Consider the following 25179-nt stretch of genomic DNA (forward strand, 5'->3'; position numbering starts at 1 on the left):
TGGCCCGCGCGCTACTGAAGCATCGCGGCCCCTCGTACACCACTGGAATCACCATGCTGGTTTTTGACGAGGCGTGTGGCAATTGCATCACTGAAAATCCACTGTCCCCACAATTCGGGAATGCGATTGTAGAGTCGAGTCATATTAGAGAGGCCGCCTCCCAGCACGACAACATCAGGATCCAGAATGTTGACCACAGTTGCAATGGCCTTTGCAAGACGCTCTTCATAGTGATGGACGGACTTTTGCGCCAGCGGCTCACCCGCTTCGGCACGCAGATAGATTTCAGCTGCATCCAGAGGCGCCCCGCCAAGCGATACATAGTCTTGAGTCATACCCTTGCCAGAGAGAAAGGTTTCTAAGCACCCTTGTCGGCCACAATAACAATCGGGCCCTGGTGTCTCTTGGCTTGTCGGCCAAGGCATTGGATTATGCCCCCACTCACCAGCAATAGAGTTCGCTCCAACAACTGGTTTTTGGTCAATACAGATTGCACCACCTACACCAGTGCCAAGAATCACACCAAAGACACATCTGGCCCCTGCTGCAGCTCCATCGATTGATTCGGACAGTGCGAAGCAGTTGGCATCATTGGCCAATTGAATCTTCCTATCAAGGATCTTCTCGAGATCGACATCAAGGGGCTTGCCATTCAAGCAGACCGTGTTCGAGTTCTTGAGCAATCCAGTGACAGCGGATATCGCTCCAGGTGATCCGACACCGACCGAATCCGCGCTGCCTAAGTGATTCTCTAAGTAAAGGACTAGATTCTTGATTTCAGCCAAGATTGAGTCGTAGTGAGCTGCTGGCGTAGGCACACGATGCCGCAACAGCTCGGCGCCAGCATGATCAAGAGCAATGCCTTCAATCTTTGTCCCACCGAGATCGATTCCGATTCGCATTGCGTTGGCATTACCTCACGCTTTAAAGGGCATGTTGCTATTCGTCTTCCATTGCTTCGTGCATCTGTTCTTGCGACTCGGCTTCGCTCCAAGGATCTGCATCAAACCACCCAACAGTCCCTTCGGGTTGAGTTGGTTCTAGTTCCTACATATCAGTTTCATTGGAACCCGCGAGCTGCCACATTTCAGCTGCATGTCCTTTGAGCTCTAGCTGCTCTTTTTGAGCAGAAAGATTCTTGGTTGAAACGGGGTCATTACATCCGGATAGTGCACAAGTCACCGCAAGACCAATCGAGGTCCCCGATAAACACTTCAAGTGCCACCTCCACACATACGCATTTGCTTAGTCCGAAACAACACAGCCGAAGCTGACAAGGAAAGCAGAAAAATCAGTCAGGTCTACGGTTCCATCTGGACCGTTGCCGCTAGGTCCACCGCCAGCAATGTCAGCTGTACCCGAGCCACCATACTGAATCAAGAAGATAGAAAAGTCTTCCACATCAGTAATCCCGTTGCGGTCGATATCACCAGGGCATTCCCAAGCACATTCATCTAAAAGAAGATCTCCATTGATATCTGCGCCTTCTCCCATTGCAATATCGTCTGAATCAGCAATACCGTTGTCATTGCAGTCAACAATGCAATCTGTGCACGGATCAATCAACTTGAAGAAGTTCCATGCTTCTCGAGTCGCATCGATATCCATGTTGCCCCACTGGCCGGGATAATCATGCCCGCCCCCGATCACCAGGTAGTACCAGAGCGACCGATCATGTTCGGTCGAGGTGTAGATATCGAGCCTGACCGTACTTCCATCGTTAGGATCCGAGTTAGGCAGGAACGTCCGAGTCATCGTGGGCGTCTCCATGATGTCCGCCCAGAACGCCATCGTTTCAGGGATCGATCGATAGGCACCCCATCCACCGCTGTTGTTCATGTCCCCCTTGTAGAGCGTGACTGAGTCGGAGGTTCCATTCATCGACAGAATCGGCCGGACTACCGCGGGGTTGCAGTTTGTGAAGAGGGTGTCGAGCATCATGCCGATGATTGGGGCAAAAGCGGTGAAGGTTTCTGGTTCTCGGCAGGCGAGCTGGATGCACATCTCCGCTCCATTCGAGAATCCGGTGACGAAGGTTCGCTCTGGGTCAAGACCATGCAGGTTCTGAAGATGAATGGCAAGTGAAGAGAGAAAGCCATCATCGTCGATATCGATTCCCTGATGAAAGTCGTAGTCGACATCCCAGAATCGATTGTTGGACTGGTCGCGCGTGCCGTTGGGAAACACCACAACGAAGCCTTCCTCGTCGGCAAGCTCCGTCCAGCCATAGTTATTCATCATGTCGTTGTTGTTACCGCCATACCCATGCAGCGCCACGACCAGCGGCGAATTTCCCGGAAGTGAGTCCGGAATATGAATCCGATACCTCCGGTCGAGTCCATCGTGCTGGAATGAAATATTTTGTGCACTTGCAGTGACAGCAGGCATCGCGCAGACAAGAAGAATAAATAGCTTCAGCATAAGACTAATATACCTGGACTTACGGGGTCGCCTTGTGGCAAATGAGCATTTAGCCAAAACACGATTTACAGCAGCCAGAAATGGCCATCCTTAACATTGTTCCAGCTCCTATAACTGTCATTCTGGGTAATGATTGGGTTTCGTTAAGAATGAGTTTTTGTGTGCCGCTGGCGTAGGGACACGATTTCGCATTGCGTTGGCATTACCTCACGCTTTAAGGAGCATGTTGCTATTCGTCTTCCATTGCTTCGTGCATCTGTTCTTGCGACTCGGCTTCGCTCCAAGGATCTGCATCAAACCACCCAACAGTCCCTTCCGGTTGAGTTGGTTCTAGTTCCTGCATATCAGTTTCATTGGAACCCGCGAGCTGCCCCATTTCAGCTGCATGTCCTTTGATCTCTAGCTGCTCTTGTTGAGCAGAAAGATTCTCGGTTGAAACGGGCGCTTCACACCCGCATAGGGCGCAAGCCCCCACAAGGCCAATTGAGGTCACGAATAAACGCTTCAAGTGCCACCTCCACGGATACGCATTTGCTTAGTCCGAAACAACACAGCCGAAGCTGACAAGGAAAGCAGAAAAATCAGTCAGGTCTACGGTTCCATCTGGGCCGTTGCCACTGGCTCCACCGCCAGCAATGTCAGCTGTACCCGAGCCACCAAACTGAATCAGGAAGACAGAGAAGTCGTCCACATCAGTAATGCCGTTGCGGTCGATATCTCCAGGGCACTCCCAAACGCATTCATCTGGAAGGAGATCTCCATTGATATCTGCGCTTGTCCCGGTCGTAATATCATCTGCATCTTCAACGCCATTTGCGTTGCAGTCAAAGTTGACAACAGTTGTGTTGCCTGGAACCACCATTTGAGCGGTGACGGAATTTCCCTGCCCACGAACAGTCTGGGGGCGGAACAAATCCATTTCTATCACCCCATCTTCCGGTGCAACTTCGGCGTCAAACCAGAAATTGTAGGTGGTACCCCAGCGAATGGCATTGGCATTTGGGTTCTCTTCATAGGTTGAAGTTGCCCACAAAATGTGCCCCGTTGGATGAACAAAGCCAGGCCAGTCGGTGGCATCAAATGGTTCGCCGCTATGGTAATTAACATCATTGAAGCCAATGTTGGTGACATTGACACTTGGATCAATAGGCACCTTAAAGGACCGAATGCTTCGGTGACTATTGAGATTTTCGACAGCGTATTCATAGTGCCACACGCCATTGCCAAGATCAGTCGCCTTACCAGCGGCAATCACAAGGCCTTCATGATTCACGCGCACGTCGGTTTCGACAACCTCGGGATCGTGATCTTGCCAGATCCGTACCGCTGCCTGGCCAACCTGAGGATCATGGCTACTGCTGATATCAATATCCCAATCACCATTGCTTGACGTATCGAAATACATGCGCCGATACGATTCGTTGTTGTCGCCATTTTGATTGGTGGCATCATCCAGAGAGATATAAAGCGAGGTGGCAAAATATTTTGTTTCGTCGTTGAGCCCCTCAACAATCTCACTTTCGCTTACTCGTAGGCGCTTATACGTCACATCACCAGTCTGGTTATAGTCCGTCGCTGGCCAGGGGTGATAGCCACTGTGCGCATTGACTTCAAATCGCGGCCCGAGCAGACTTTGGTTGCCATTGAGCCCACTGGTATAGGTGTCGGCGCAACCAACACCGAGTTCATAAAAGCTACCAGAGGGTACACATTCACAGTATGCCTGCTGTAGTGCCCCAAACCCATGCTTGAGCCAACCAATGCCAATCTGGCGCAGTCGCCCATCCTTAAGAACATAAACATGTTGGGAGATCACTGGTTTTTCATTTGAATTATCGTGCCACCACAATTGTTCAGTGCCGATATTTGCGGCGATTGTTGCAATGCTAAAAGCTGCATTTCCATCTAGGCTTCCGTAGCCACGGCCGTTGGGGATGTCGCTCACAACAACATCAGCACCAAGACCTCCACCACAATCACTTTGACCAAAGGAGGTATTGGCCATCATGCCCAAAACCAAGATCACAGGAATCAATCGTAAGCAAGTATGCATAGTTCTTCTTTCTTTCTGAAAACACATCTCTCAGATCTGGGCCTCACTGAAAAATTCAAACTCTACTGATACATGACAGTTCAACCCGTCCGATCCAAGGGTAAGTCCTACCCCAACTCAATCTTTTGTTTCCTAATCGACTGAAGACACATTCTAAGCGACAACGGTGCTCGTATGCCATGCTCTGCTGCCGAGTTAAATAATTACATTAAACGATGGCGGAATGATCACCCCAAAACAACAGGTTGCCCGCCCCTTACTCGATGTAAAGGGCGGGCAACCTCGAAAAAATCCTAAATTAACACGGCGCGATCAGGGTTAGTCTGAAGTGCATCCCCAATCAATGAGAAGCTGTGAGAAGTCAGCAAGGTCGACGACGCCATTTGGTTGCGTGCCACCCTTGCCAGCACCCGCAATATCTGGTGGGCCTGGAGTGCCATAAAAGAGCAGCAGCATACTGAAGTCAGACAGCCCAACAATTCCATCACGATCGAAGTCTGCGGAACATGTTGGCCATGTGCAATCATCAGGAAGGCCATCGTAATTGATATCCAAGTAAGAGCCAGCCAAGAATGCTGCTTCCATCGCAGCGCCATCGCTGACTCCATCAAGATCACAGTCACTCAAGACGGCGGCGCAATCATCAAGAATACCATCCGGTCGGCCTCGTCCACCATTCTGCGAAAGATGGGCTTCAAGGTCTGCGAACTCCTGCTCAGTCAGCTCATGAGAGCCACCTGCGTGAGATGTCCCTGGAGCGAGCTTCACCCACAAGAAGGAGCGTGACGCATTCTGGATATTAGGACCAGTCTGCCCACTGCCATCAGGAAGGTGACAGAAAGCACAGTTGTTTTCGGCCATCACGATGGAACCATTCTGTAAATTGCCAACAGGTCCACCTTCGAAGTCGGCAAAGGCGCCACTGTCGATATCACATTCATCAGGAATACCATTGAGGTTGCAGTCCTCACTGGTGCCACTGGCGATGTCTTCATCATCATCAATAAGATTGCCGTTGCAGTCTTTGGGCTCGCTGTTGCAAGGACTATCACCAGGACCCGTAATAGTCATCGTGCCAGTACCTGCTTCTGACTCATCCCAGCCACCAACTCTGATGGTATACATCTCGCCAGCGACCACTTCAGCATTGAGAATCGAGGAATAGCCAGAACACCCATCGGTGTCATCCTGACATTCAAGGAGCGTCATTGTGGCACAATTATCACCAGAGTAGATCATGAGATCAGAATCGTAGTTCACTTGATTGCAGGTGCTCACAGTGAGTGTGCCGCTCCCACAAGCTTCGTAGAGATACCAGATATCGTTATAGGAGCCATCCCACTTACAGCCGGTTTCACTTGGGCCATCAGTGGTTGCATTGGTTGTATCAACAGGCCATACGCCATCGCTGACTAGAACAGCGCCACCACAATCGTTGTTATCACCAAGGTCTTCGAACTGACAATTGAAGCAGCCGTCGCCAGCATCATTGTTGCCATCGTCACATTCCTCGCCCTGCTCAACGATGCCATTTCCACAGACAGGATCAGTGCCGCCGTCATCACAAGCGAACTTATAAATACGACCAGAGCTGGTAACGATATAGAGTTCGCCAGCAGCATCTTCACCGAATGAAATAATGGCGCCATTGGAGCCCGACCAACCCAAAGAACTGGTCCAGTCCTGCTCATTACTCAGCGAGTCCGATGCCGGATCATAGTCAAAGCTGCGGATCCAATCGGCACAGTACTCGGCGTAAAAATAAGTGCCTTGCAGCCCAGGAATATCGCAGCCGCGATAGACATAGCCACCGACCACTGTGCAAACGCCGCCACTATGAGCATAATCGAGAATCGGGAAGGTATAAGCTGAAGAAGAACTACATCCAGACGTGTTGTAGTTCGCATCTCCCTCATAGCATCTCCATCCGAAGTTGTAACCGCCACCGCTATCAGCTATTTCAAAGCTGATTTCCTCCCGCGCGTCCTGGCCGACATCGCCGATATACATATCACCGGTCAATCGGTCAAAGCTAAATCTCCAGGGATTGCGCACCCCAAAGGCCCAAATCTCATCTCGTTCCGAGGAGCCTACATAGGGATTGTCAGCAGGAATATAATTTCCCCCTGGATTATCCACATCGAGACGCAGCATTTTACCTAATAGGCTATTGCTGCTTTGTGCTCTGTTATTCGGGTCGCCACCACTGCCGCCATCGCCCATGCCAATATAAAGATAGCCATCTGGGCCAAAGGTAAGGCAGCCACCATTATGGTTCGAGAAATCTTGGGTGATGCCCAAGATGTTGGTTGCGCTACTCGAATTAGCGACATCCGGATTGCCGCTCGAAACTTCATATCCAGCGATGACTGTATTACCGCTGCCGTTGGTGTAGTTCACATAGAACTTGCCATTGCTGTCATAGTTTGGATGGAATGCCATGCCGAGCAAGCCTCGTTCACCAGAACCGTTGGTTAGCCCTGTGATATCGAGGAACGGCGTGCTATTGGTCGTACCATCGCTGAGATTTAAGATCTTGATCAAGCCATCTTGCTCAACAACAAAGAGGCGATCAAAATCACCTGGTGGCGAGCAGACATAGGTTGGCGTTGTGAATCCCGAGGCAACTTGATTGAGTACCACAGTGCAGGTACCAAGATCTTCGCATTCATCGGGGACACTATTGCTGTTGCAATCTGCAACCGTACCGTTGGCAATTTCATCGAAGTCATCAATGCCATTTCCATTGCAGTCGGCCACTGAACTATCACCAAGAGGCAGCACAGTCAGGCCGGAGACAGAGGTTGCTCCAGCTCGCGTCGATGGTGGGCGGAACAATCCCATGGATGCCAGGCCAGTACTCGAGCCCGGTTCAACATTTGCATCGAACCAGAAGTTGTACATGGTGCCCCAGCGAAGCGCATTTGCATTTGGATTTGAGCTGTAGCTATCCGTGGTCCAAGTGATTGTATTACTGCCAGAATCAACATTACTGCCCCAGTCCGTGAGGTCGTATGGCTCACCGCTGTGGTAATCAACATCCGAGAAGCCAACATTGAAGATATTGGCGCCATCTGCAAAAGGAATAGACAGGCTTTGGACACTTTGATGTGAATTCAAATTCTGCAATGCGTATTCGTACCGCCATACACCAGGCGATGTTTCAGTCGCCTTTGCCGCCATAATCAGGAGGCCTTCATCCGGGATAAAGATGTCTGTTTCGGTCACGCTTGCGTCATAGTCCTGCCAAATCTGAGCAGCAGATTGCCCTATTTGGGTGGATCCAGTTACCTGCATTGTGTACGAGCTCGATGTCTGGCTTACAGTTGCTGGTCGATAAGACTCATTGTTAAAGTGATTGCCCGCTGCAGCATCGTCTGGAGAGATGTACTGAGCCGTGGCGAAGTAGAGGCAGCCGTCATTCAGCGCTGGATCCAAGTCAGCATGCGGAATCTGAATACGCTTAAAAACCGTATCGCCAGTACAACTGAGGCAGTCGGCAGCTGCAATATGGCTACCTTCATATGCATTGATTTCATACTTTGGGCCCATGCCGCCTTGGTCACCATTGAGACCGGCGCCGTATGGATCAGTACATCCTGGACCTAATTCAGAACCATCATCATCTGGATCGCACTCGCAAAAGTTTCCTTGAAGTGCGAAGAACCCATGCTTGAGCCAACTTTGGCCAAGATGTTCGAGCCGACCATTACAAAGTCGGTAGATATTTTGAGTGATCACTGGTTTTTCGTTTGTGCCTGAACGCCACCATAATGGTGTGTCGCCCGCATTCAGAGATGTGGTGCCAACCGAAAATGCGGCAACGTTACCCTCTGAGCCATAGCTATTCATGCTTGGCAACTCGAAGACCACAACGTCCGGGCCAACTTGACCACACTCTTGCGCTGAGGTTGCTAATGGGAAAAGACCACACGCCATCGCCGCAATACATCCGGACCCCACGAACTTGCCTCTTCTTATGTGCATTGAATTCAATGCTCCTTCTCTCGATACCATTGGGTTTGGGTATTTACTTCTCTGATCTCTCTGAAATCTTGGGAATGAACGAAGGCAAATGACCTTCAGAACACACTTCTCTCCTCATCCAATACGAGCCCATAAGCGTATCGGATGCGAAAAAACCAACTTGATCCAATGAAAGTGGCCCGCTGGCGATTCAAATTTTCTTGGAATCTAGCCTAGGGCTATTTTTACCAGGCACGACTCGATCCGCTAAAGGGTGCCCCAGAACGATGGCATAGCCAAAGAGAAAAGTGGTATTTGAGCCGAAAAATCGCTCTATCTCGTCCGATTTCCTCCATCCGATAGGAGATTTTGCACAAAAAGCACCCCGAAAAAGACTAATGAGACACACCGACAGCTGCTCAAAATAGATAGAATTCCGCCCACGACCATTTTCTCATTTTGCTTCGGTGGGGTGGCAGAGCGGTTGAATGCGCCGGTCTTGAAAACCGGTATGGCCTCCGGGTCATCATGGGTTCGAATCCCATCCCCACCGCTTTGGTACGCTCGCCCCTCAGGCGGGCGTACCTTTACGGTCCCTGATCACCAATTTCTTCGACGAAGACTGAGGCCTCCTGTGCCCCATCATTGCCACAGAGCCAATCCACCTGCTGGCCACTCAGATCGGCAACGAAATTGCAGCAATCCATAATCGCTTGTTCCTTCAGTGCGACTTGCCAAGCAGAGCTTGGTTCAGCGAGCGCAATCTGCCTGTAGAGAGAGACAATCTCATTGAGTTGCCCCTGCTCATAAAGACAAGCTGCCACAAGATTGAGATACTGCACTGACTCTTTGTTGATCAATCCATACTGGCGGTTCGCTTCTTCCAATGCTTCAGTCGCTTTTGTAAGAGCAGCGACAGCGTCCCCAGACTGCAATTGGGCACGAGCCAAAGTTGCTCTAATCTGACGTTGAAGCGAGGGCCGCTCTTCTAATTCTGAAGTCAAGCTAGCCACTGATTCCAACAACTCGATAGCCGCTTGCAATTCTCTTTGTTCAATCAATATCTTTGCCAAGATCAAAGTTGCATCTTTGAACTGCGGGGCCTCCGCACCTAAAACGAACTCAGTCATATCCTTGGCATCCGTCGCCATACGTTTTGCTTCATCAAGATGGCCTAGCCCTGCATATGCGATCGCAAGCTGGGAAGATGCGTAGAGCGTGCTTGGATGACGTGAACTGATCGCTTTCAGTCGCGGCATTACTTCTTCAATTTCTCTTGCTGCTTCCGTGTAGTTGCCTTTTTCTATCTGAGCATAAGACACTGCCAAGAAAGCATTGAGCGACTGAATATCAAATTTTCCATAGGCCTCAATGGATCGCTGGCGAGCATCTTTCGCCAACGTCAACCCCTCCTCATATTGCCCCTTGGCAATTCGGTCTTTACTGGTGCATAGGAGCACCGCGACATATTCGGCATCAGTCATCGCCTCACGGCTTCCTTCGGTCGCCAAAAGATCACGAAAGATCTCCATGGATTCTTGAATTCGGCCTTGGTAATTAAGCACAATACCCAAGGCCACTTTTGATTGAATTTGCCGTGGATCACTTGGACTCAGATTGGCTTGCCGAATTTCCGAAGCCGCTCTCAAATGACGCTCAGCTTCGATGTATTGCCCCAATGATTGGTAGACAAGTCCAAATGTCATTCGGACCTGAGCTTCAGCAAGTGGCACTTGTTGGAATCGCTCCTCGATCCTGCCCACTGAAGAATCAAGCATCATTCGGAGCAATGTGGTGTCATATTGCCGACCCAGATGTGGCATTGCATGCGAGAACGACTCCTGCATGAACTCTGCCATTGCCTGATACTGAGCGGCTTGCTGCTCTGCTTCTGCTTGCCGAATCTGGGCCTGGGCTTTTGCGGCTCGCTCACGAACGGCCGACACTGAAGTAGCAATCACTGCAGCAAGCAACATGAGAAAAATTGCAATCGAGGAGAACACCAGTGGACGATGTCGCCGAACAAACTTTTTGGCGTGATAGATGCGACCGGGTGGCCCCGCTTCCACAGGCTGATTATTAAGCACCCTTTGGATTTCATCTCTAATTGCGAGCGCTGATTCGTATCGCCGTTGACGATCCTTTTCCAGGCAACGCATCACAATCCAATCAAGATCGCCCCGCATAGAGCGATACGACAATCTATGTGCCTCTCTTCTGTCTCCATGCTTGCCCAATGCCAGCTGGCGCGAACGAAGGCTTGGCTTAATTGGCTCAACACTACTCACAATACGGTGAGCCTCAACGTGGCCTTTTTCACTGAGCGACTCTGATCCAAATGGGCGGTCTGCAGTCAAGAGTTCATAGAGAACAACGCCAAGCGCGTAGACATCGCTGCGGGTATCAATGTCACCCTCGGTACCCAACAGCTGTTCAGGGCTCATGTAATCCAGTGTCCCTACAACCTGCCCCGCCTTTGTATGTTCTGACGGTTCGTGCGAACTAATTGCCTTCGCGATGCCGAAGTCAATCACCTTCGCCACAGGGGCTGCCGCTTCTGTCGTAACTAAGATATTGGCCGGCTTAAGATCGCGGTGTATAAAACCACGTTCGTGTGCATGCTGAACCGCGGCACAGACCGACGAAAAAAGTTCAAGGCGACCCTCTAATGAAACGGAGTGTTGCTCGCAGTAGGTTGTGATCGGCAAGCCATCAACGTATTCCATAGCAACGTAGGGACGATGGTGATTGGTTTGGCCAGCCTCATAAATTCTCGCAATATTGGGATGAGCCAGTTGAGCCAATGCTTGCCGCTCTAGCTCAAACCGGCGAATGATCACGAGAGATTCCACGCCTGACTTCAGCAACTTAATCGCAACGATTCGTTTGATGGGCGATACCTGCCGAGCTCGGTACACAAGGCCAAAACCACCTTCGCCGACACAAGCCTCAATCTCAAAGTGACCGACAAGATCACCAGGCGATAAGTCGGGCTGCCCATAGCCCGACCATCCAACTGGCTTGGCGGCATCACCGGTTGACCCCAGCATAAAGCTCTCGCTTGCAGGTCCTCTCGGAGGAAGATTTTCCTGATGGTCTTCTGGCGTCAATCTTAGGCCCCTTAGAATCAATACTTTAGCCGCCAGAACGAGAAAACCGAACAGAGAGTTCTCAAAGGTGTCCAGAAGCTACTATTGGCACGGATTTCTGTGCTTGTGCCCACCCTATTACAATCATCACTATGAACACTGTTCTTACTAGCCAAGTTCTTAATTGCTTCCTCGCCACCACCTCGCCTGAATCTGAAGCGGCGCCAGCATGGTTCTGGAGCTTTTTTGATTTCACGAATATCTTCTGGCTGACGATTCTTGTTGTATTTGCCGCAGCCATCCTTGGCGTCATCTTTCAGTACCGCAGTCGTGACGGTTGTCTCAAGAGAATCAATGGCTTCAATGTCACATTTGTTTCAAACACCAGCACTGCCCACTGGGGCAAGATCAATGTCTTTTCACAAGGCATTGAGTTGGCCTGGAGCGAGCCACACAAAACAGCATCGGGCTTGATCAAGAGCTCTCTACTTGTCAGTGAAGATGAACTTGGCCAAGGTCGTGGGATTGTGCGCTCTGTTACAGGTCTCACTGAACATGGACGGCAATTACGACGCAAGCAAATCATCCAAAGCACCAACCCAGGAATGATCAGGCGAACGAGACGTCGTATCTACTGCTTTATGGGTTCAATTCGTGACGCGTTCTCGAGTGCGCTTAACATGGCTGTTGGCCAAGTGAGCAGAGGCACTGCGATGGGTTCAGCAATCAGTTCACAATCATCGAGTGTCTCCGGGCTTTCAAAGTCGATTGTCGGAGCGACAGCCTACGAGCCGATGCTTGAACGCCACCTCGGCTTACCCGTCGTACTGTCGTTTGCAAATCCAGATGGAATGACTCCAGCAAACACCGAACTACCTGGCTACCTCGTGGCCTATACCTCCAAGTACGTACTGATTTATGCCATGGAAGATGAGGCGTTAGAAAGATGGACTTTCAATGTTGCTGATGTTGCCGCATTACCAGAACAATCCCAACTTGAGCTGGTCTACAAGCAAGGCGAATTTACAATTACCTGCCGTGATCGTGACGCCATATTGATCGAGAGCATTCGTTTTGGCCAGACGACCCAAGCTCTCAATGTATTACTGCTCCCTGGGGCTTCAGCGACCATTCGGCCAACAGAGCCTGCCCCGTACGAGTTCACAGTAAGAACCACCCGGCGGTATGACATTGTTTGCCCTCGAGGCCTTGGTGCGGTTCGCTTTACCAGCCTAGAAGATATTGCAGATCACAAAGACAGGCATAGGCGGGGCATTCGGAATCGCACCATGGCACGCATAAGAAAGATGTCGAAGCAATGAATCAGATACCTCGCACCCTTCTGCTTTTGGCGATCTCTTGGCTTGCTTGTTTTTTTCTAAATGCGTGCGCGCCGACTTACGTACCGATGAAAATTAAAATCCGAGAGATAACAACGAAGAAGCCGATTGCGGACACCCCTGTTGCCGTCAGGCAAAACCAGTTGTTCTTGCCCTTCCCACCTTTTCGGACATTGCCGTTTTCTTTGACTACATTCCAGCGCCCTGGCAATACGGCCTATGGAATCACCAATAGCCAGGGCTTCATTGCGTTTGACCAGGTGACCATTGGCCCCGCTCAAATCATCATTACTGATAAACAAGGTCATATACAGATTTTTTATGCTGACCATGCCATTGAGAATACATGGACACCAATGAGTGGCAGCACTCTGCCACACCGCTATGAACTTCAGATCATCGAAGAGGCTGACAGGAATGAGCAAACGCAATCACCGGCAGCCGAAGTCGCCTCACCAGTCTCTGAGACACCCTCTCAGCAGCTTACCGTGCCGCCAACTGGCTGGTAATTAGTGAATCGCCACAGAGACAATGGTCGTGTCATCAGCTAACTGTGGCCGCTGCGCAAAGGACTGCAGATCAGTAAAAATCTGTTCAATATCTTGGATGGGCGACTGATTGCTTTTGACAATATCAATCACACGATCCATTCCAAATTGACTTCCACTGAGATCCGGCTGCTCAACAACCCCGTCACTGAATAAGATGATTCGCTCGCCGACCTGAAGATCTGTGACTTCGCTTTTGTACTCACTGTCTTCCTCAATACCAACCAGTAATCCAGTTGGGCGATCGGGTGTCCAACACGATCCACCAGATTGGCATCGCATCCAGTGCCCGTGGCCAGCATCAACATAGGAAAGTTGGTTCGACTTTACATCAATGACGCCAACCCACAGTGACAAAAAGCGATTCAGAGCCGAACGCTCAGTCACATACCTATTGAGCTGAGTTACAGCCTCGCCAGGATCACCATATCGGATGAGCGTGGCATGTAGAAACGATTGCGCTGCTGCCATTAGGATTGCCGCGCCAACACCCTTGCCACTCACATCTCCAACCAGAACCGCCGCTCGACCATCTGGCAAAGGAACAAGATCGAAGAGATCACCCGAAGCGTGTCGCCCTGGGCGCATAATCGATGCATAGGTCAAGTTTCCTAAAGAACCCTCTTCCGCAGGAGTCATAAACTGCTGCGCTTCTCGTGCCGCTGCGAGATCAACTTCAAGACTCTTTTGCCTTCGCTCCAGCTCAAGACGTTTAAAGTTGGCTAGAGCCAAACCCAGAATTCTCGAAACCGCCTGACAAAACCCCATGGCATCTGACCGAACTTCCGATTCACGACTGCGCGCATCCAAATAGAGGTACGCAGCGACCGAGCTACCTATGTGTACTGGTGCGCAGAGCGCGGAGTGAATATTGAGATCGGCAATGCTCTGGCCATAGTTCATGGCACTGTCAGCCATCATGCAAGCCATGTGCCCGCTCGATGCTTCATTCAGTAAGGAACGGCTAAAAACAAAATCTTCAGACCCATCAGCACCATCTGAATCAAAGAGCCCCAAGACGGTTACTTCGCCATCCCGGCTCGCGGCGCTTAACAATGCAGCTCGGTGATAACCACTGCCCTCCACAGCGTCCTCAGCGGCAACATTCGCTAAATCGGTCACATTCTCAGCAGCATTGATTCGGGCCGCGCAGTCGATCAGTCGTTCGAGTCGATGCTGGGCCATACTGCCAAGCTGGTTGTCGTTCACACGGGCAACCCGTATCTGATTACTGGTGCCATCATCCGTTGGCAACGTATTTGTTTGCAAGCTGGGATTGACAATGACACGTAGTGTCCAGGGGCCAATCAGGCACAGATCATCTTGCGCCAGTTCAGCTGGCTCTTTGACTGGAAGACGGATGCCATTGAGCTCAACCCCGTTGCGACCGCCCAAGTCACTGATGTACCAACTGCCATCACGATAATAGACCTCTGCATGCTGACGAGAGACCGTCTTGTCTGCCAGCATGACTTGTGATTCTCTGGCACGGCCAATGATCGCTGGTGATTTGGAAGAGATTCTTATCTGATCGATGTTCGGGCCATCAATTGGTTCAAGGAGAAGGTCGGAGACCGGTTGTTCCGCCTTTTTTACTTTTGCCATGCTGACTCACTCCGTGTCGACTCAAAGAGTGTAGCACACCCTCTTGAACGCAAAAAACAAGCCGCCACCAGATTGGTGACGGCTCGTAAGATTGAAACTCAGTTGCACCGTATCTTATGGGGTTTCTGCGCCCTCATGCATCTGGAAGAACATCATGCCTCCGCCGCCGCCACCGATGTCATCCGTGTTGTAGATATGCTGAGCATTCATAACACGCTCGATGATCTCATCAGCTTGAGCCAGATGGGCTCTGGTGTAGGCATCACCCCGGCCTTCCGCTTTCCTAATCTTGCCCTGAAGCTCAAGCAGCTGCATCCGACTCAGATTGGATATTGGCTGAGCAGCGGGTCCAGTCATACCACCGGGCATCGCCAAATCAACCATTCGCTCAAGATGACGCCGCTGAAGATTACGACGCAGGGACGAGATCATTGGCTTGCGTTCCGAGAAGTCGCCCTGAGGCACATCATACACCTCTGACCATGCATTCCGATTCACCTGTGCAATGATCTCGGGCAACGTCAAGGTGTCTTCATCAGCAGGCACACGGAATTCGTTGTCGTAAACCCGATTCAGGGTGCCTGGGTTGAGCAGCATCGAAAGGGCCGCGCCTTGGATGGAGCCAATTCGATCATGCACTGGATACGGTGGATCATCAAACAGTTGAGACATGCCACCTTCGTCATACCAACGATCGAGTGTCATTTTTCTCAGCAGTTCAGGTGATAAGCCGTAGGCTTCATCTGAAAAGCTATTGTCCATCATGAACTGTAGAGCCCGTCGCTGCTGATCAGCTTCCACAGGAATGATCGGATCGACTTCGTTTGGATCACCCTTTTTATTACGGTGAACATACGTTCCGCCCACCCAATTTGAAGCCGTGCTAATTGCTGCAGTATGTCGACGAAGGAGCATGTCATAGGCCTTACGTGCCTCTGCCCAGCTGTCCCCGTCCTTCACCATGCGTTCAAGAATTTGGCCTCGCAGCTCCTGCACAAGCCGCATTTGTGAATCCGCATAATCCAGAGGATTCTTGCCCAGGTCGAAACGTCTTGCGCGAGGATCTGGTCCCCAAGCATCTTCGTCAGTGCCATAAACCAGCATTGGTTCAGTTCCGCGCGAGGCCACCTCTTTGGAGTTGCCCTTGCCGTAGCCATACTCAATGGCCCAGTAGTCATATGGGCCAATTGTGACCATTGTGAAGTCACCCTGCTCTGGACCATCTTCCATATTGATATTCACCGGAAGATAATCCATCACTGAACCAGACAACGCCTGGCCCTTAAGGTCACTGGAGTTCATTTCACTCGTGTCGTAAATCGTCGAACCCTTGAAGTTATGTCGCAAGCCAAGCGTATGCCCCACCTCATGCATGATGACTTCTTTGAGCAGTGGCCCAATGAACTCTTCCGGCACGCCGTCGAGCATAATAATCTCGATCTCTTCCTCTTTAGGCTCCGGTGGTGGTGGTGGAGTTTCCTCGTCAGTAGTTTCCTCGTCTGTTGTAGCAGTCTCGTCTGTGGAAGTATCTTCGGCATCGTCTTTCTTTGCCTTCTGCTTCCTCTTGCCTGACTTCTTCTTGTCTTGCAACTTACGAGAAATCATTTCTGGATCGAGGCGAACCAGCGCCATGTCCATTGCCTTGACCGCAGCATGCTGGCAACTGCCATTGACCTGGCTTATTCGGCAGCCCAAGCCATCAAAGTTGTCATCGCCAATGAGCTGCTGGTCAATGGAAGCGGCAGGATGTCCCGCAAAAGCAAGCGCTTCCTGTTGCGCATATTGACTCTTCAGAGCACGACGAACATCTTGCCGACGCGCTGGTGAGGCCAAGAGAATGCGAGGATCATAATCTGGATGTTCAGCCAACCACGCGAGTGTCTCGGGGCCAAAGCCTTCCATGACCGCTTGCGGGACCATGTCTTCCCATGTTTTTACCCATCCAGTGAGAAAGCCCTCATCCATCACGATATCAGCATCGAGAATCTGGCCGGTCTTGGGATGGACTCGGCTTGGCCCAATCGCAAATCCCATGTCACCATTTGTCCAGAGCACATAGTTGTAACGTGCGTCTTCAGGATCTTTTTCCATATGGGCGCCTGTTCGGGCATCCTGCTGGTAGACCTCAATTGCGTTAATGATGCCGATTTCTTCGAACGCCTTGTTCCATTCAAGAACGCCATCTCGCACCCAGCGTCGATAACGGACTGGTACGGTGTTCTCAAGGTAGAACACGATTGGCTCTTTCGGCGGGCTCATCCTCAGTGAAGGATCTGCTTTTTCAAGCTTCCATCGGTTGATGTAACGCACCCAAGGGTCATTTGCTTTTACATCACCAATATCGCGGTGCGTTGTGGTGAAGTATCCGACGCGCTCATCGGCCGCACGCGGCTTATAGCCAGTCGATTCGGGCAATTCTGCCAGCGAGTAATAAATCGTTCCAAACTGGCCTCCAGCCAGCGGCATTTCAAAAGCCAGTTCTACGTTTTTGGGAAAGCTCTTGGCCTTTGCAATCTTTGCGAGCCGAGTGTTAGCCCCCGCTGTACGACCGCCAAAGAAGAGACTCGATCGTCCTACGAGCAGGTCGGTCAAGTTGATAACTGGGCCACCGCCCGGTCCGGTTGTGACGATCGGCACATCAGTAATAACACGATCTGTGTGCACCCTGCGCAATCCCGTTTTAGACTCTTCATCGCCTGTCGTTCGTACGCCGTAGTTGGGCTGAACGAGGGCCAAGCGATTACCAAAACGCTTCCAGTAGGCGTAGACGTCGCCACCCTGGACACCTGACTCGGGCACGCCGCCAGCAATCGTGTAGGCAAGAAATACTTTCTTGTTTGCATAATCGCGCGGCAGCTCAGCAAGAACCTCGCTGTCCTTTGGGTTCGTATAAAGCGTATACATCCCCTTCTTACCATCTGCAGTTGAAACCACTTTGGTAAAGCCTTCGGACACTTGGTCGAAGCTGGGGAACTCTTGACCACTGGCTCGACGCCCACCAGGAACTGGGGCACCAGCAATAAATGCATCAGTGCCATTGATTTGCACTGGTACGTTCGCTGTTGTCTCGTCAGTTGTTGCGGCCAACAATACGCCGGCAGCCACGGCACTGATGCCGATGATCGCAACTTTTCCAAACTGACGGGTCATCTTCTTATATGCCATCTTGATCTGGCTCCTCCTCATTTCAGGCGATCTAATTCCATCTGAACCGATCACCTATGGTCCATATTTCCAGCCCTAGACAATGTTTCAACACAGAGGCATACGCTGAAAACAGCAATAGAGCTGTCATCATTTTCAGTGAATCCTCTGCATTCTCTACCCCAAATAGACCAATTGGGTTCTCCCAACAGCCCATAAGGGTGCTAAATCTTCGCTCAACCCAGCCATCGTCATTCTACGCCCTCTATGCCAGTCGACCTCAAAAAAAAGCTCTTCTCGGACATCAAATCGACTTGAAGGCATTGAAAATTAGGTTTCGCACGTTGCGAGTAGACTATTTCGGGGTACCTTTTATCGAGAGGTCTCTATGAAAGCTCTAAAAAGGGGCCAAAATGAGGAAAAAGGCGTTTTTTAATTGCCAATAATGCAAACGCCTACGAATAGGCCTGGAGGTATTTCGCTTAAGATCTTCTGCTTCAAGTCGCAAAGGAGCCCTAGCCCACTCTTGATGGGTCTGGCCTTGGCGAAATAGGAAACTAAGTGAAAATGCCTGTATGCCGTAGAGATCCCCCGTGCGAAGAGAAGATTTCCAAGGAGTAAGCAAGACTTACTCATCACAGGAGAAGACATGAGCCATTCAATACAAAATCGCTGCTTCCTGGCAGGCGCAGCCCTTACTCTGACAACCCTGGCCATCAGCCCAGCAATGGCTGATCGGGGAAATCGAATGTCTCGAGTACCCGCTAAGACCACCGCCGCCTTGGCCAGTACAGCTGATGATGGAATCGATGGGTACCGGACCAGCTTCTATGACCCATTCCTTGGAATGCAAGAGAAACCGGCTCAGTCCACGCTCTCAATAGAATATGGCCTTGAAGCGATTGAGATCCCCTCTCTTATCCTTCTAGAGCCACAAGAAGTCCCGTTATGGAGAGCTGAGGATGCACTCTCAGACGGCTCCCGACTTCGAGTTGCCGGGCTGATTGATTCAGAGCTCAATACCGAGGACTTTGCGCCTTGGATCACAATTCCAGCCACGAACCAAAAAATCGGCCGCGCCATTGTGCGAGGCGATGCCTATTCACTGCGAATTGCAATCTCGAATATGCAACTTCCCGAAGGCGCCTCGCTCGTGATCTATCCATTGGATAATCCATCGGCAATCGTGGGCCCATTTACTGGTGCTGGCCACCGCAATGACGGCACTGCGTATAGCCGCACAAGCCACGCATTTGAAGAAGGCCAGCAACCAGCACTTGTTGTCGAGGTTCTTTGGCCAGCAGACAATGCAGTTCCTGCTGATATGCCCTTCACGACCGAAGTAGCGTGGGGCTATTACCCAACGCTCCGAAGTTCGGTTGGTGGTGGTGCTGGCGCCTGCCACAATGTTCCTGCCTGTTATTCGGCTTGGGATGACATTGCTGATTCTGTCGGGCACATTCAATACGTAAGTGGAGGATTTTCATACGTTTGCTCTGGTCAGTTGGTGGCCACCAATGCCAACGATGACACGCCATATTTCTTGACCGCAAACCACTGCGTCAACAGTTCAAGCACAGCGGCATCGACTGAGTTCTACTGGCGCTGGGAAAAGACGTCCTGCTCTAGCTCAGGCGCCACTTTTAGCAATACATCAAATAATGGCCAACTCATTGCAACAAACACAAGTTCTGATACATCACTGCTCATGGTGCTTGGCGAGATGCCCTCATACTGCTACTTCAGTGGTTGGATTGCGTCCGCCGCAAGCTCTGGATCTTCAAACACTTGCCTACATCATCCATCAGGTGATTACATGCGGATCTCGTTCGGCCAAAAGAGCAACTCGCCAAACTGCGGCGGCTCAAGTTCAAATTACTTTCGCATGAGCTGGAATGACGGTGTCACAGAAGGTGGCTCCTCGGGCAGTGGCGTATGGCGTGACTCTGACCAGCGACTCCATGGCACGCTGACCTGTGGCGCTTCTGCGTGCTCAGGATCCAACGGCAATGGCCAGGCTGATTCTTATGGCCGCTTTGATCGTTTCTACAGCAATCATTCTTCCAAAATGGCTGCGGGAAGTGATGATGCATATGAACCAAATGATTCCTGCGTTGACGCTGCAGACCTTGGCTCAGGCACCGTTTCAAATCTTGTCGCCAAATCTGGCAATGACGATTGGTATCGCATTGAGGCGGCCGCTGGAGAAACCGTAACCGTGCAAGTAGATTTTATTGATGGTTACGGTGACATCGACGCCATTGCTTACAATGGATGCAGCGGCTCGGTCGTCGATTCTTCTAACTCGAATTCAAGTGATGAATTCCTCGGCTGGGCCAATACATCAAGCTCAACCCAGCAATACTACTTGAAGGTTTATTTAGATAACGACCACCGCAACGAGTACAACCTGATCGTCAGCGGCAGCTCTACACCCGTGTGTGGCAATGGAATTGTTGAAGGTGATGAAGAATGCGATGATGGCAACAGCAACTCAGGTGACGGCTGCAGTGGGTGTGAAATCGAAATTGCATGCAACTCTGATTGTGCCTTCCCGTATGACGGCCAGGTCGACATCGACGACTTCAGTGTCATGCTTGTCCAGTGGGGACTCAATGGTACTTGCGACATCGATGACAATGGCACTGTTGGGCTGGATGACTTTTCGATATTCCTGGTTGATTTTGGCCCGTGCCCCTGAGGATAGTGTCTTAAGCATCGTTTAAGTGACCTGCATGGGATGGCTTGCTGCGCTGGTATAGCCACCAAGCACTCATGCATCCCGCGACCACGATCGCCAGGGTCACAACGACGATGCCTCCATCTTTCCCGATGGGCCAGCCAGCTTGCTCTGCAGCACCGCCCAATGCAAGACCTCCGAGAACCGCCAGCGGCCCGATCGTATAACCTGATCCAATTAAGGCCTCATGAGTGCCACCTGCATCAACCTGTGCATGGCCAACACTCATTGCGTAGTAGAGGGCTGAGAAATAGACCATCCCCATCCCAATGCCGAAGATGGTCAGGCCCAGAATCGATGCCGTTAGCGTCGGAATCAAAACCACAACCGTGAAGCCACCTGACATCGCAAGTGCTGCCAAAAAGAGTGGCCACCAGTGGCCATGCCATATCGGAATGCGCCACATGAAAACCATGGCCGCGACTCGGCCGCCCAAACAGAGACCCACAAGCGCCGTTTCCCAGCTGACATCGAGTTGCAAACGATCCAGCAGGAATGGAAGTAATGGTGACAGTGCCGCCATGAGCACGTAGCTCAGAGGCAAAAGAATGCGAGAAACAACAAGCAATGATTGATAATCACGCCCTACTGATGCCTGGGCCTCCTGTGTGTCATGGGCCCCTGGCATCCTCCTGAAAAAAGCCAGAGGAATGAGCCCCATGATGCTCAATGGACCAAACAAAACAATTGGAGCTGCATTTCCAAGTTGCCCCCAAGCCTCTCTAAAAGTCTCCATGATGGGTCCCATGAAAAAGAGCGAGAGCATCGTTGCAGTTGTCCAAGTGATATTCCACCACCCCATAGCGCGACGCATTTGACTGCCATGCCGCCCTGCAGATACATAGCTCTCCACCACTGGCCAGAGCCAGGCATTAAGGACGCTTGTTGGCAATGCCACGAGCCAGACAACCGCTGGCGATGTGAGCCACAGTGGCGTAAGGCACACAAGAGCTTGGGCCACTAAGAGACACGACAAGAATGCACGCGGGCTCAGCCAACGCCTGAGCAAGAATAGGAGCGGCGAAGCACTCATCGCTGCTATGACGTAAGTCAGCCCAATGGCCAGGAACAGGACCAGGACTTCGCTTTCTAAATAGCCATATGCATCACGAGCAATAAACGGAAGGCCACTCCAAAGCATTCCAGTACAGACTGATAGCAACAGCGTGAATAACAAGATCGCCCAAAGTCGTGTTGGCGGCAGCTCCGGAACGTACTCATTGGAATGAACTGGCTCTTTGATCATGCGGGCGTAAATGTACCACTACTTTTCGTATCTACCTACCGAAGCCCCTCTCTCTTCGAGCGGTATCATTCCCATGTTGACACTGAAGTCCCCGTAGCTCAATTGGATAGAGCGCTGGCCTCCGAAGCCAGAGGTTACAGGTTCGACTCCTGTCGGGGACGTTTGCCCCACCCCAATCGACAAAGAATTTGTTAATCCAAAGAAGAGCGAGCCGTGACCATGTAGTTGGGCGCTTCTTTCGTAATGACAATGTCATGTGGATGAGATTCCACCAAACCTGCACTGCTGACGCGTACAAACTGAGCACGTTTTCGCAAAGTATTCAATGTCTCGCAACCACAGTACCCCATCGCTGCACGAACGCCGCCGACCATTTGATAGATCGTTTCTGAAAGGAGCCCTCGATACGGCACCTGGCCTTCAACACCTTCAGGCACATATTTTTCAGTGTCTTTAATCGTTGCTTGCCCATAACGATCACTTGAACCTGCGCCCATCGCACCGAGGCTTCCCATTCCACGATACGCCTTAAAGCGACGCCCACGATGGAGTACCAATTCGCCCGGGCTCTCTTCGACACCTGCAAACAAGGAACCAATCATCACACTTGACGCGCCAGCAGCAAGCGCTTTGGCAATATCTCCGCTTTGCCGAATACCACCATCAGCAATGATTGGAACTTCTTCTCCACCCGCTTTTCGAGCATTAATGACCGCTGACAGTTGCGGCACACCAACGCCGCTGACAACTCTTGTTGTGCAGATTGAACCAGGCCCAATGCCAACTTTAACTGCATCAGCGCCAGCATCTATGAGATCGCCCGCGCCAGCTTCAGTTGCGACATTACCGGCAATTAGATCGATGTCATGTTTTTTACGGATGTCTCTGAGGGTATCGAGCACATTTTCGGAGTGGCCATGGGCCGTATCAACAACAATGACATCGACACCAGCATTGACTAACGCATCAACTCGTTCAAGATCGAATACCCCCACGGCGGCACCAACTCGCAAGCAGCCACGCTGATCTCTACAGGCCAGTGGATGCCGACGCAGATTCTCAATATCACGCATCGTGATAAGCCCTGCCAAGGACCCATCATTATTCATCAGTAATAACTTCTCAACACGAGCACGCGTCAGTGTCCCCTCGGCCTCCTCGAGACTTGTTTCTGGAGATGCAGTAATTAATGGATCTGCTGTCATTGCGTCGCCAACCCGAGCTTGGGTTGATTCCAGAAATTTGATATCTCTGCGGGTTAGGATGCCAACAATTTTGCCCGTCCGTTCTCCATTGGCAGTGACCGGAAAACCCGAAACATTTTCATGTTCCATCAGAGCCAGAGCCCGTGCCACAGTGTCATCTGGACTGAGCGTGATTGGGTCTGTAATCACGCCATTCTCACTCCGCTTGGCCTTGGCCACCTCACCAGCCTGAGCTTCAGGTGACATATTCTTGTGAACAATGCCAATTCCACCTTCTTGGGCAATAGCAATAGCGAGCGCTGCCTCAGTGACCGTGTCCATTGGGGCGGAGATCAGAGGTATGTTTAAATCAATATTACGTGTAAGGCGTGTTGCTGTTGAGACACGATCGGGCGTAAAAGCGCTCCGCTGTGGAACCAGCAACACATCATCAAAAGTGATGCCTTCTTGAATTTGAGTCAATTCCATCGACCAAGGATCGTCGGATAGAAGGCATTTGTCAACGATCAGAGGCATTGAGCCCCTGCGTCTGGTACTCTGGAGGGCGGATTGTTCCCACGTGAGGCCCCCTTTTTCATGGGTCTCAGCGGTCGGGCTTTTATTGATTTAGTGAACTGAGATGATGGCAGTGTCCATACACTCAGCGATCAGAATAGGCGTAGGGAGATTTGCGTGCTTGAGGCTGAAACTGATTCAGGGATCTTTGCAGACCCCGTTCACCACGACAAGGGGACCGTGGATGGCGAGGGCATGAAAGCCTGGTCGCGCATGCTTGATGCGACCATTCGTTTTGAGGCCTCAGATCTCATCGTCAAAGTCGATCTTCCGCCGCGCATCCGCCTCCGCGGCTCTCTGAAATCTCTGCAAACTGATCGTCTTTCTGAAAACATGATGTTTCAGATCGCTAAGGATGTACTTGATGAAAGACAGTACAAATTCTTTCATTCACATGGACAGATCGACTTTGCGTATGACTATGACGATGACAATCGTTTTCGCGTCAATCTCTTTATGGCGCGAGGCAAGCCATCCTTTGCAGCACGATTGATTACCTCAAATATCAAAGACTTCGACAGCCTCTATCTGCCACCAATTCTTGGCGAAGTAGCCATGTCTGCCACTGGGCTCATTCTCTTCTCGGGCGTTACTGGCTCAGGAAAGAGTACCTCGATCGCATCAATGCTTCAGTACATCAATGAGCGACGACGGGTCCACATTGTGACGATTGAAGATCCAATTGAGTACATTTTCAAAGACGCAAAGTCCACCATCAACCAGCGTGAAGTTGGCATTGATACACGGAACTTCAATGATGCGCTCAGAGCACTTGTGCGAGAAAATCCAGATGTTGTACTTGTTGGTGAAATGCGTGACCACGAGACTTTTGAAGCTGCTATTCGTGCTTCTGAGACAGGTCACCTTGTGTATGGAACAATCCATGCTTCCAGTGCATGGCAGACATTTGGCCGCATCTATGACCTCTTCCCAGAAGGTGAACGCGATCAGATTCGCAAGCTTCTGGCCTACAATCTGCGCTCGATTGTGTATCAAAAACTACTGCCAACACTCCATGAGCACATTCCGCGGATTCCAGCAGTAGAGATCCTGTTGAATACCCCTGGTGTGCAGAAGTACATATTGGAGGGTCGCGAAGGCGAACTGCTTGACATTATTAAGCAGAGCCGCGAAGAGGGCATGGTTGACTTTACGTCTTCACTCGTTGAACTCGTAGAATCAGAGTACATTCACCACCGTATCGCCATTGAGGCGACCCCACGACCCGAAGAACTGAAGATGCGGCTCAAGGGCATCTCTTAGGCCT

At 51.0% G+C, this 25179-nt stretch carries 15 protein-coding genes and 2 tRNA genes; 6 read left to right on the top strand and 11 right to left on the bottom strand.

Features of this window, described 5'->3' with window-relative positions; genetic code table 11:
* Positions 1–11: 11 nt before the first annotated feature.
* The 6 genes from P8J86_02590 to P8J86_02615 all read right to left on the bottom strand — a co-directional run bounded on the left by P8J86_02590 (position 12) and on the right by P8J86_02615 (position 8461).
* On the bottom strand, positions 12–902 hold the full coding sequence (locus P8J86_02590; GenBank protein ID MDG2053573.1) for an ROK family protein: 891 nt from the start codon (positions 900–902) through the stop codon (positions 12–14).
* Positions 903–1047: 145 nt separating this feature from the next.
* Positions 1048–1218 carry a hypothetical protein gene (locus tag P8J86_02595; protein ID MDG2053574.1) on the bottom strand — a complete coding sequence of 57 codons (171 nt, stop codon included), beginning with the start codon at positions 1216–1218 and terminating at the stop codon, positions 1048–1050.
* A 27-nt stretch (positions 1219–1245) separates the two neighbouring features.
* Positions 1246–2421, bottom strand: a complete 1176-nt coding sequence (locus P8J86_02600; protein ID MDG2053575.1) for a PHB depolymerase family esterase — start codon at positions 2419–2421, stop codon at positions 1246–1248.
* Between the two features lie 229 nt (positions 2422–2650).
* Positions 2651–2929 carry a hypothetical protein gene (locus P8J86_02605; GenBank protein ID MDG2053576.1) on the bottom strand — a complete coding sequence of 93 codons (279 nt, stop codon included), beginning with the start codon at positions 2927–2929 and terminating at the stop codon, positions 2651–2653.
* Positions 2930–2956: 27 nt separating this feature from the next.
* Positions 2957–4474 (bottom strand): GC-type dockerin domain-anchored protein, encoded by a 1518-nt coding sequence (locus tag P8J86_02610; GenBank protein MDG2053577.1) that lies wholly within the window; start codon positions 4472–4474, stop codon positions 2957–2959.
* Positions 4475–4792: 318 nt separating this feature from the next.
* Complete coding sequence (locus P8J86_02615; GenBank protein ID MDG2053578.1) at positions 4793–8461, bottom strand: PQQ-dependent sugar dehydrogenase; 3669 nt, start codon at positions 8459–8461, stop codon at positions 4793–4795.
* Positions 8462–8906: 445 nt separating this feature from the next.
* On the opposite strand from P8J86_02615, the gene P8J86_02620 reads away from it, so the two are divergent.
* Positions 8907–8993 (top strand) — tRNA-Ser (locus tag P8J86_02620).
* 34 nt (positions 8994–9027) lie between these two features.
* On the opposite strand, the gene P8J86_02625 is transcribed toward P8J86_02620, so the two are convergent.
* Positions 9028–11490 carry a protein kinase gene (locus P8J86_02625; GenBank protein MDG2053579.1) on the bottom strand — a complete coding sequence of 821 codons (2463 nt, stop codon included), beginning with the start codon at positions 11488–11490 and terminating at the stop codon, positions 9028–9030.
* A gap of 191 nt (positions 11491–11681) precedes the next feature.
* On the opposite strand from P8J86_02625, the gene P8J86_02630 reads away from it, so the two are divergent.
* Together P8J86_02630 and P8J86_02635 are read left to right on the top strand one after the other, a co-directional pair.
* Positions 11682–12851, top strand: coding sequence for a hypothetical protein (locus tag P8J86_02630; GenBank protein ID MDG2053580.1), 1170 nt, complete (start codon positions 11682–11684; stop codon positions 12849–12851).
* Positions 12848–13378, top strand: coding sequence for a hypothetical protein (locus P8J86_02635; GenBank protein MDG2053581.1), 531 nt, complete (start codon positions 12848–12850; stop codon positions 13376–13378). The genes P8J86_02630 and P8J86_02635 overlap by 4 nt, the downstream gene beginning before the upstream one ends.
* Here the strand turns inward: P8J86_02635 and P8J86_02640 are convergent, their stop codons facing one another.
* Together P8J86_02640 and P8J86_02645 are read right to left on the bottom strand one after the other, a co-directional pair.
* Positions 13379–15022 carry a SpoIIE family protein phosphatase gene (locus tag P8J86_02640; GenBank protein ID MDG2053582.1) on the bottom strand — a complete coding sequence of 548 codons (1644 nt, stop codon included), beginning with the start codon at positions 15020–15022 and terminating at the stop codon, positions 13379–13381.
* 114 nt (positions 15023–15136) lie between these two features.
* A complete protein-coding gene (locus P8J86_02645) occupies positions 15137–18187 on the bottom strand; it encodes a zinc-dependent metalloprotease (GenBank protein ID MDG2053583.1) in 3051 nt (1016 codons plus the stop codon).
* A 628-nt stretch (positions 18188–18815) separates the two neighbouring features.
* Here P8J86_02645 and P8J86_02650 point away from each other — a divergent pair.
* The gene (locus P8J86_02650; GenBank protein MDG2053584.1) at positions 18816–20867 is read left to right on the top strand and encodes a myxococcus cysteine-rich repeat containing protein; all 2052 of its coding nucleotides are present in this window, start codon (positions 18816–18818) and stop codon (positions 20865–20867) included.
* Positions 20868–20877: 10 nt separating this feature from the next.
* Here P8J86_02650 and P8J86_02655 read toward each other — a convergent pair whose 3' ends face one another.
* The gene (locus P8J86_02655; GenBank protein MDG2053585.1) at positions 20878–22152 is read right to left on the bottom strand and encodes an MFS transporter; all 1275 of its coding nucleotides are present in this window, start codon (positions 22150–22152) and stop codon (positions 20878–20880) included.
* 87 nt (positions 22153–22239) lie between these two features.
* On the opposite strand from P8J86_02655, the gene P8J86_02660 reads away from it, so the two are divergent.
* Positions 22240–22313: transfer RNA gene (locus P8J86_02660), tRNA-Arg, on the top strand.
* 30 nt (positions 22314–22343) lie between these two features.
* On the opposite strand, the gene guaB is transcribed toward P8J86_02660, so the two are convergent.
* Complete coding sequence (gene guaB, locus P8J86_02665) at positions 22344–23825, bottom strand: IMP dehydrogenase (GenBank protein MDG2053586.1); 1482 nt, start codon at positions 23823–23825, stop codon at positions 22344–22346.
* Between the two features lie 204 nt (positions 23826–24029).
* Here guaB and P8J86_02670 point away from each other — a divergent pair, with 204 nt between their 5' ends.
* A complete protein-coding gene (locus P8J86_02670) occupies positions 24030–25175 on the top strand; it encodes a PilT/PilU family type 4a pilus ATPase (protein ID MDG2053587.1) in 1146 nt (381 codons plus the stop codon).
* The last annotated feature ends 4 nt before the right edge of the window (positions 25176–25179 follow it).

This window comes from Phycisphaerales bacterium (assembly GCA_029268515.1).
Taxonomy (GTDB): domain Bacteria; phylum Planctomycetota; class Phycisphaerae; order Phycisphaerales; family SM1A02; genus JAQWNP01.

Coding starts and splice junctions, on each gene's coding strand:
- P8J86_02635 (MDG2053581.1), top strand. CDS start 12,848: ATGAATCAGATACCTCGCACCCTTCTGCTTTTGGCGATCTCTTGGCTT.
- P8J86_02615 (MDG2053578.1), bottom strand. CDS start 8,461: ATGCACATAAGAAGAGGCAAGTTCGTGGGGTCCGGATGTATTGCGGCG.
- P8J86_02600 (MDG2053575.1), bottom strand. CDS start 2,421: ATGCTGAAGCTATTTATTCTTCTTGTCTGCGCGATGCCTGCTGTCACT.
- P8J86_02650 (MDG2053584.1), top strand. CDS start 18,816: ATGAGCCATTCAATACAAAATCGCTGCTTCCTGGCAGGCGCAGCCCTT.
- P8J86_02610 (MDG2053577.1), bottom strand. CDS start 4,474: ATGCATACTTGCTTACGATTGATTCCTGTGATCTTGGTTTTGGGCATG.
- P8J86_02655 (MDG2053585.1), bottom strand. CDS start 22,152: ATGATCAAAGAGCCAGTTCATTCCAATGAGTACGTTCCGGAGCTGCCG.
- P8J86_02590 (MDG2053573.1), bottom strand. CDS start 902: ATGCGAATCGGAATCGATCTCGGTGGGACAAAGATTGAAGGCATTGCT.
- guaB (MDG2053586.1), bottom strand. CDS start 23,825: ATGGAATTGACTCAAATTCAAGAAGGCATCACTTTTGATGATGTGTTG.
- P8J86_02645 (MDG2053583.1), bottom strand. CDS start 18,187: ATGGCATATAAGAAGATGACCCGTCAGTTTGGAAAAGTTGCGATCATC.
- P8J86_02640 (MDG2053582.1), bottom strand. CDS start 15,022: ATGGCAAAAGTAAAAAAGGCGGAACAACCGGTCTCCGACCTTCTCCTT.
- P8J86_02630 (MDG2053580.1), top strand. CDS start 11,682: ATGAACACTGTTCTTACTAGCCAAGTTCTTAATTGCTTCCTCGCCACC.
- P8J86_02625 (MDG2053579.1), bottom strand. CDS start 11,490: ATGCTGGGGTCAACCGGTGATGCCGCCAAGCCAGTTGGATGGTCGGGC.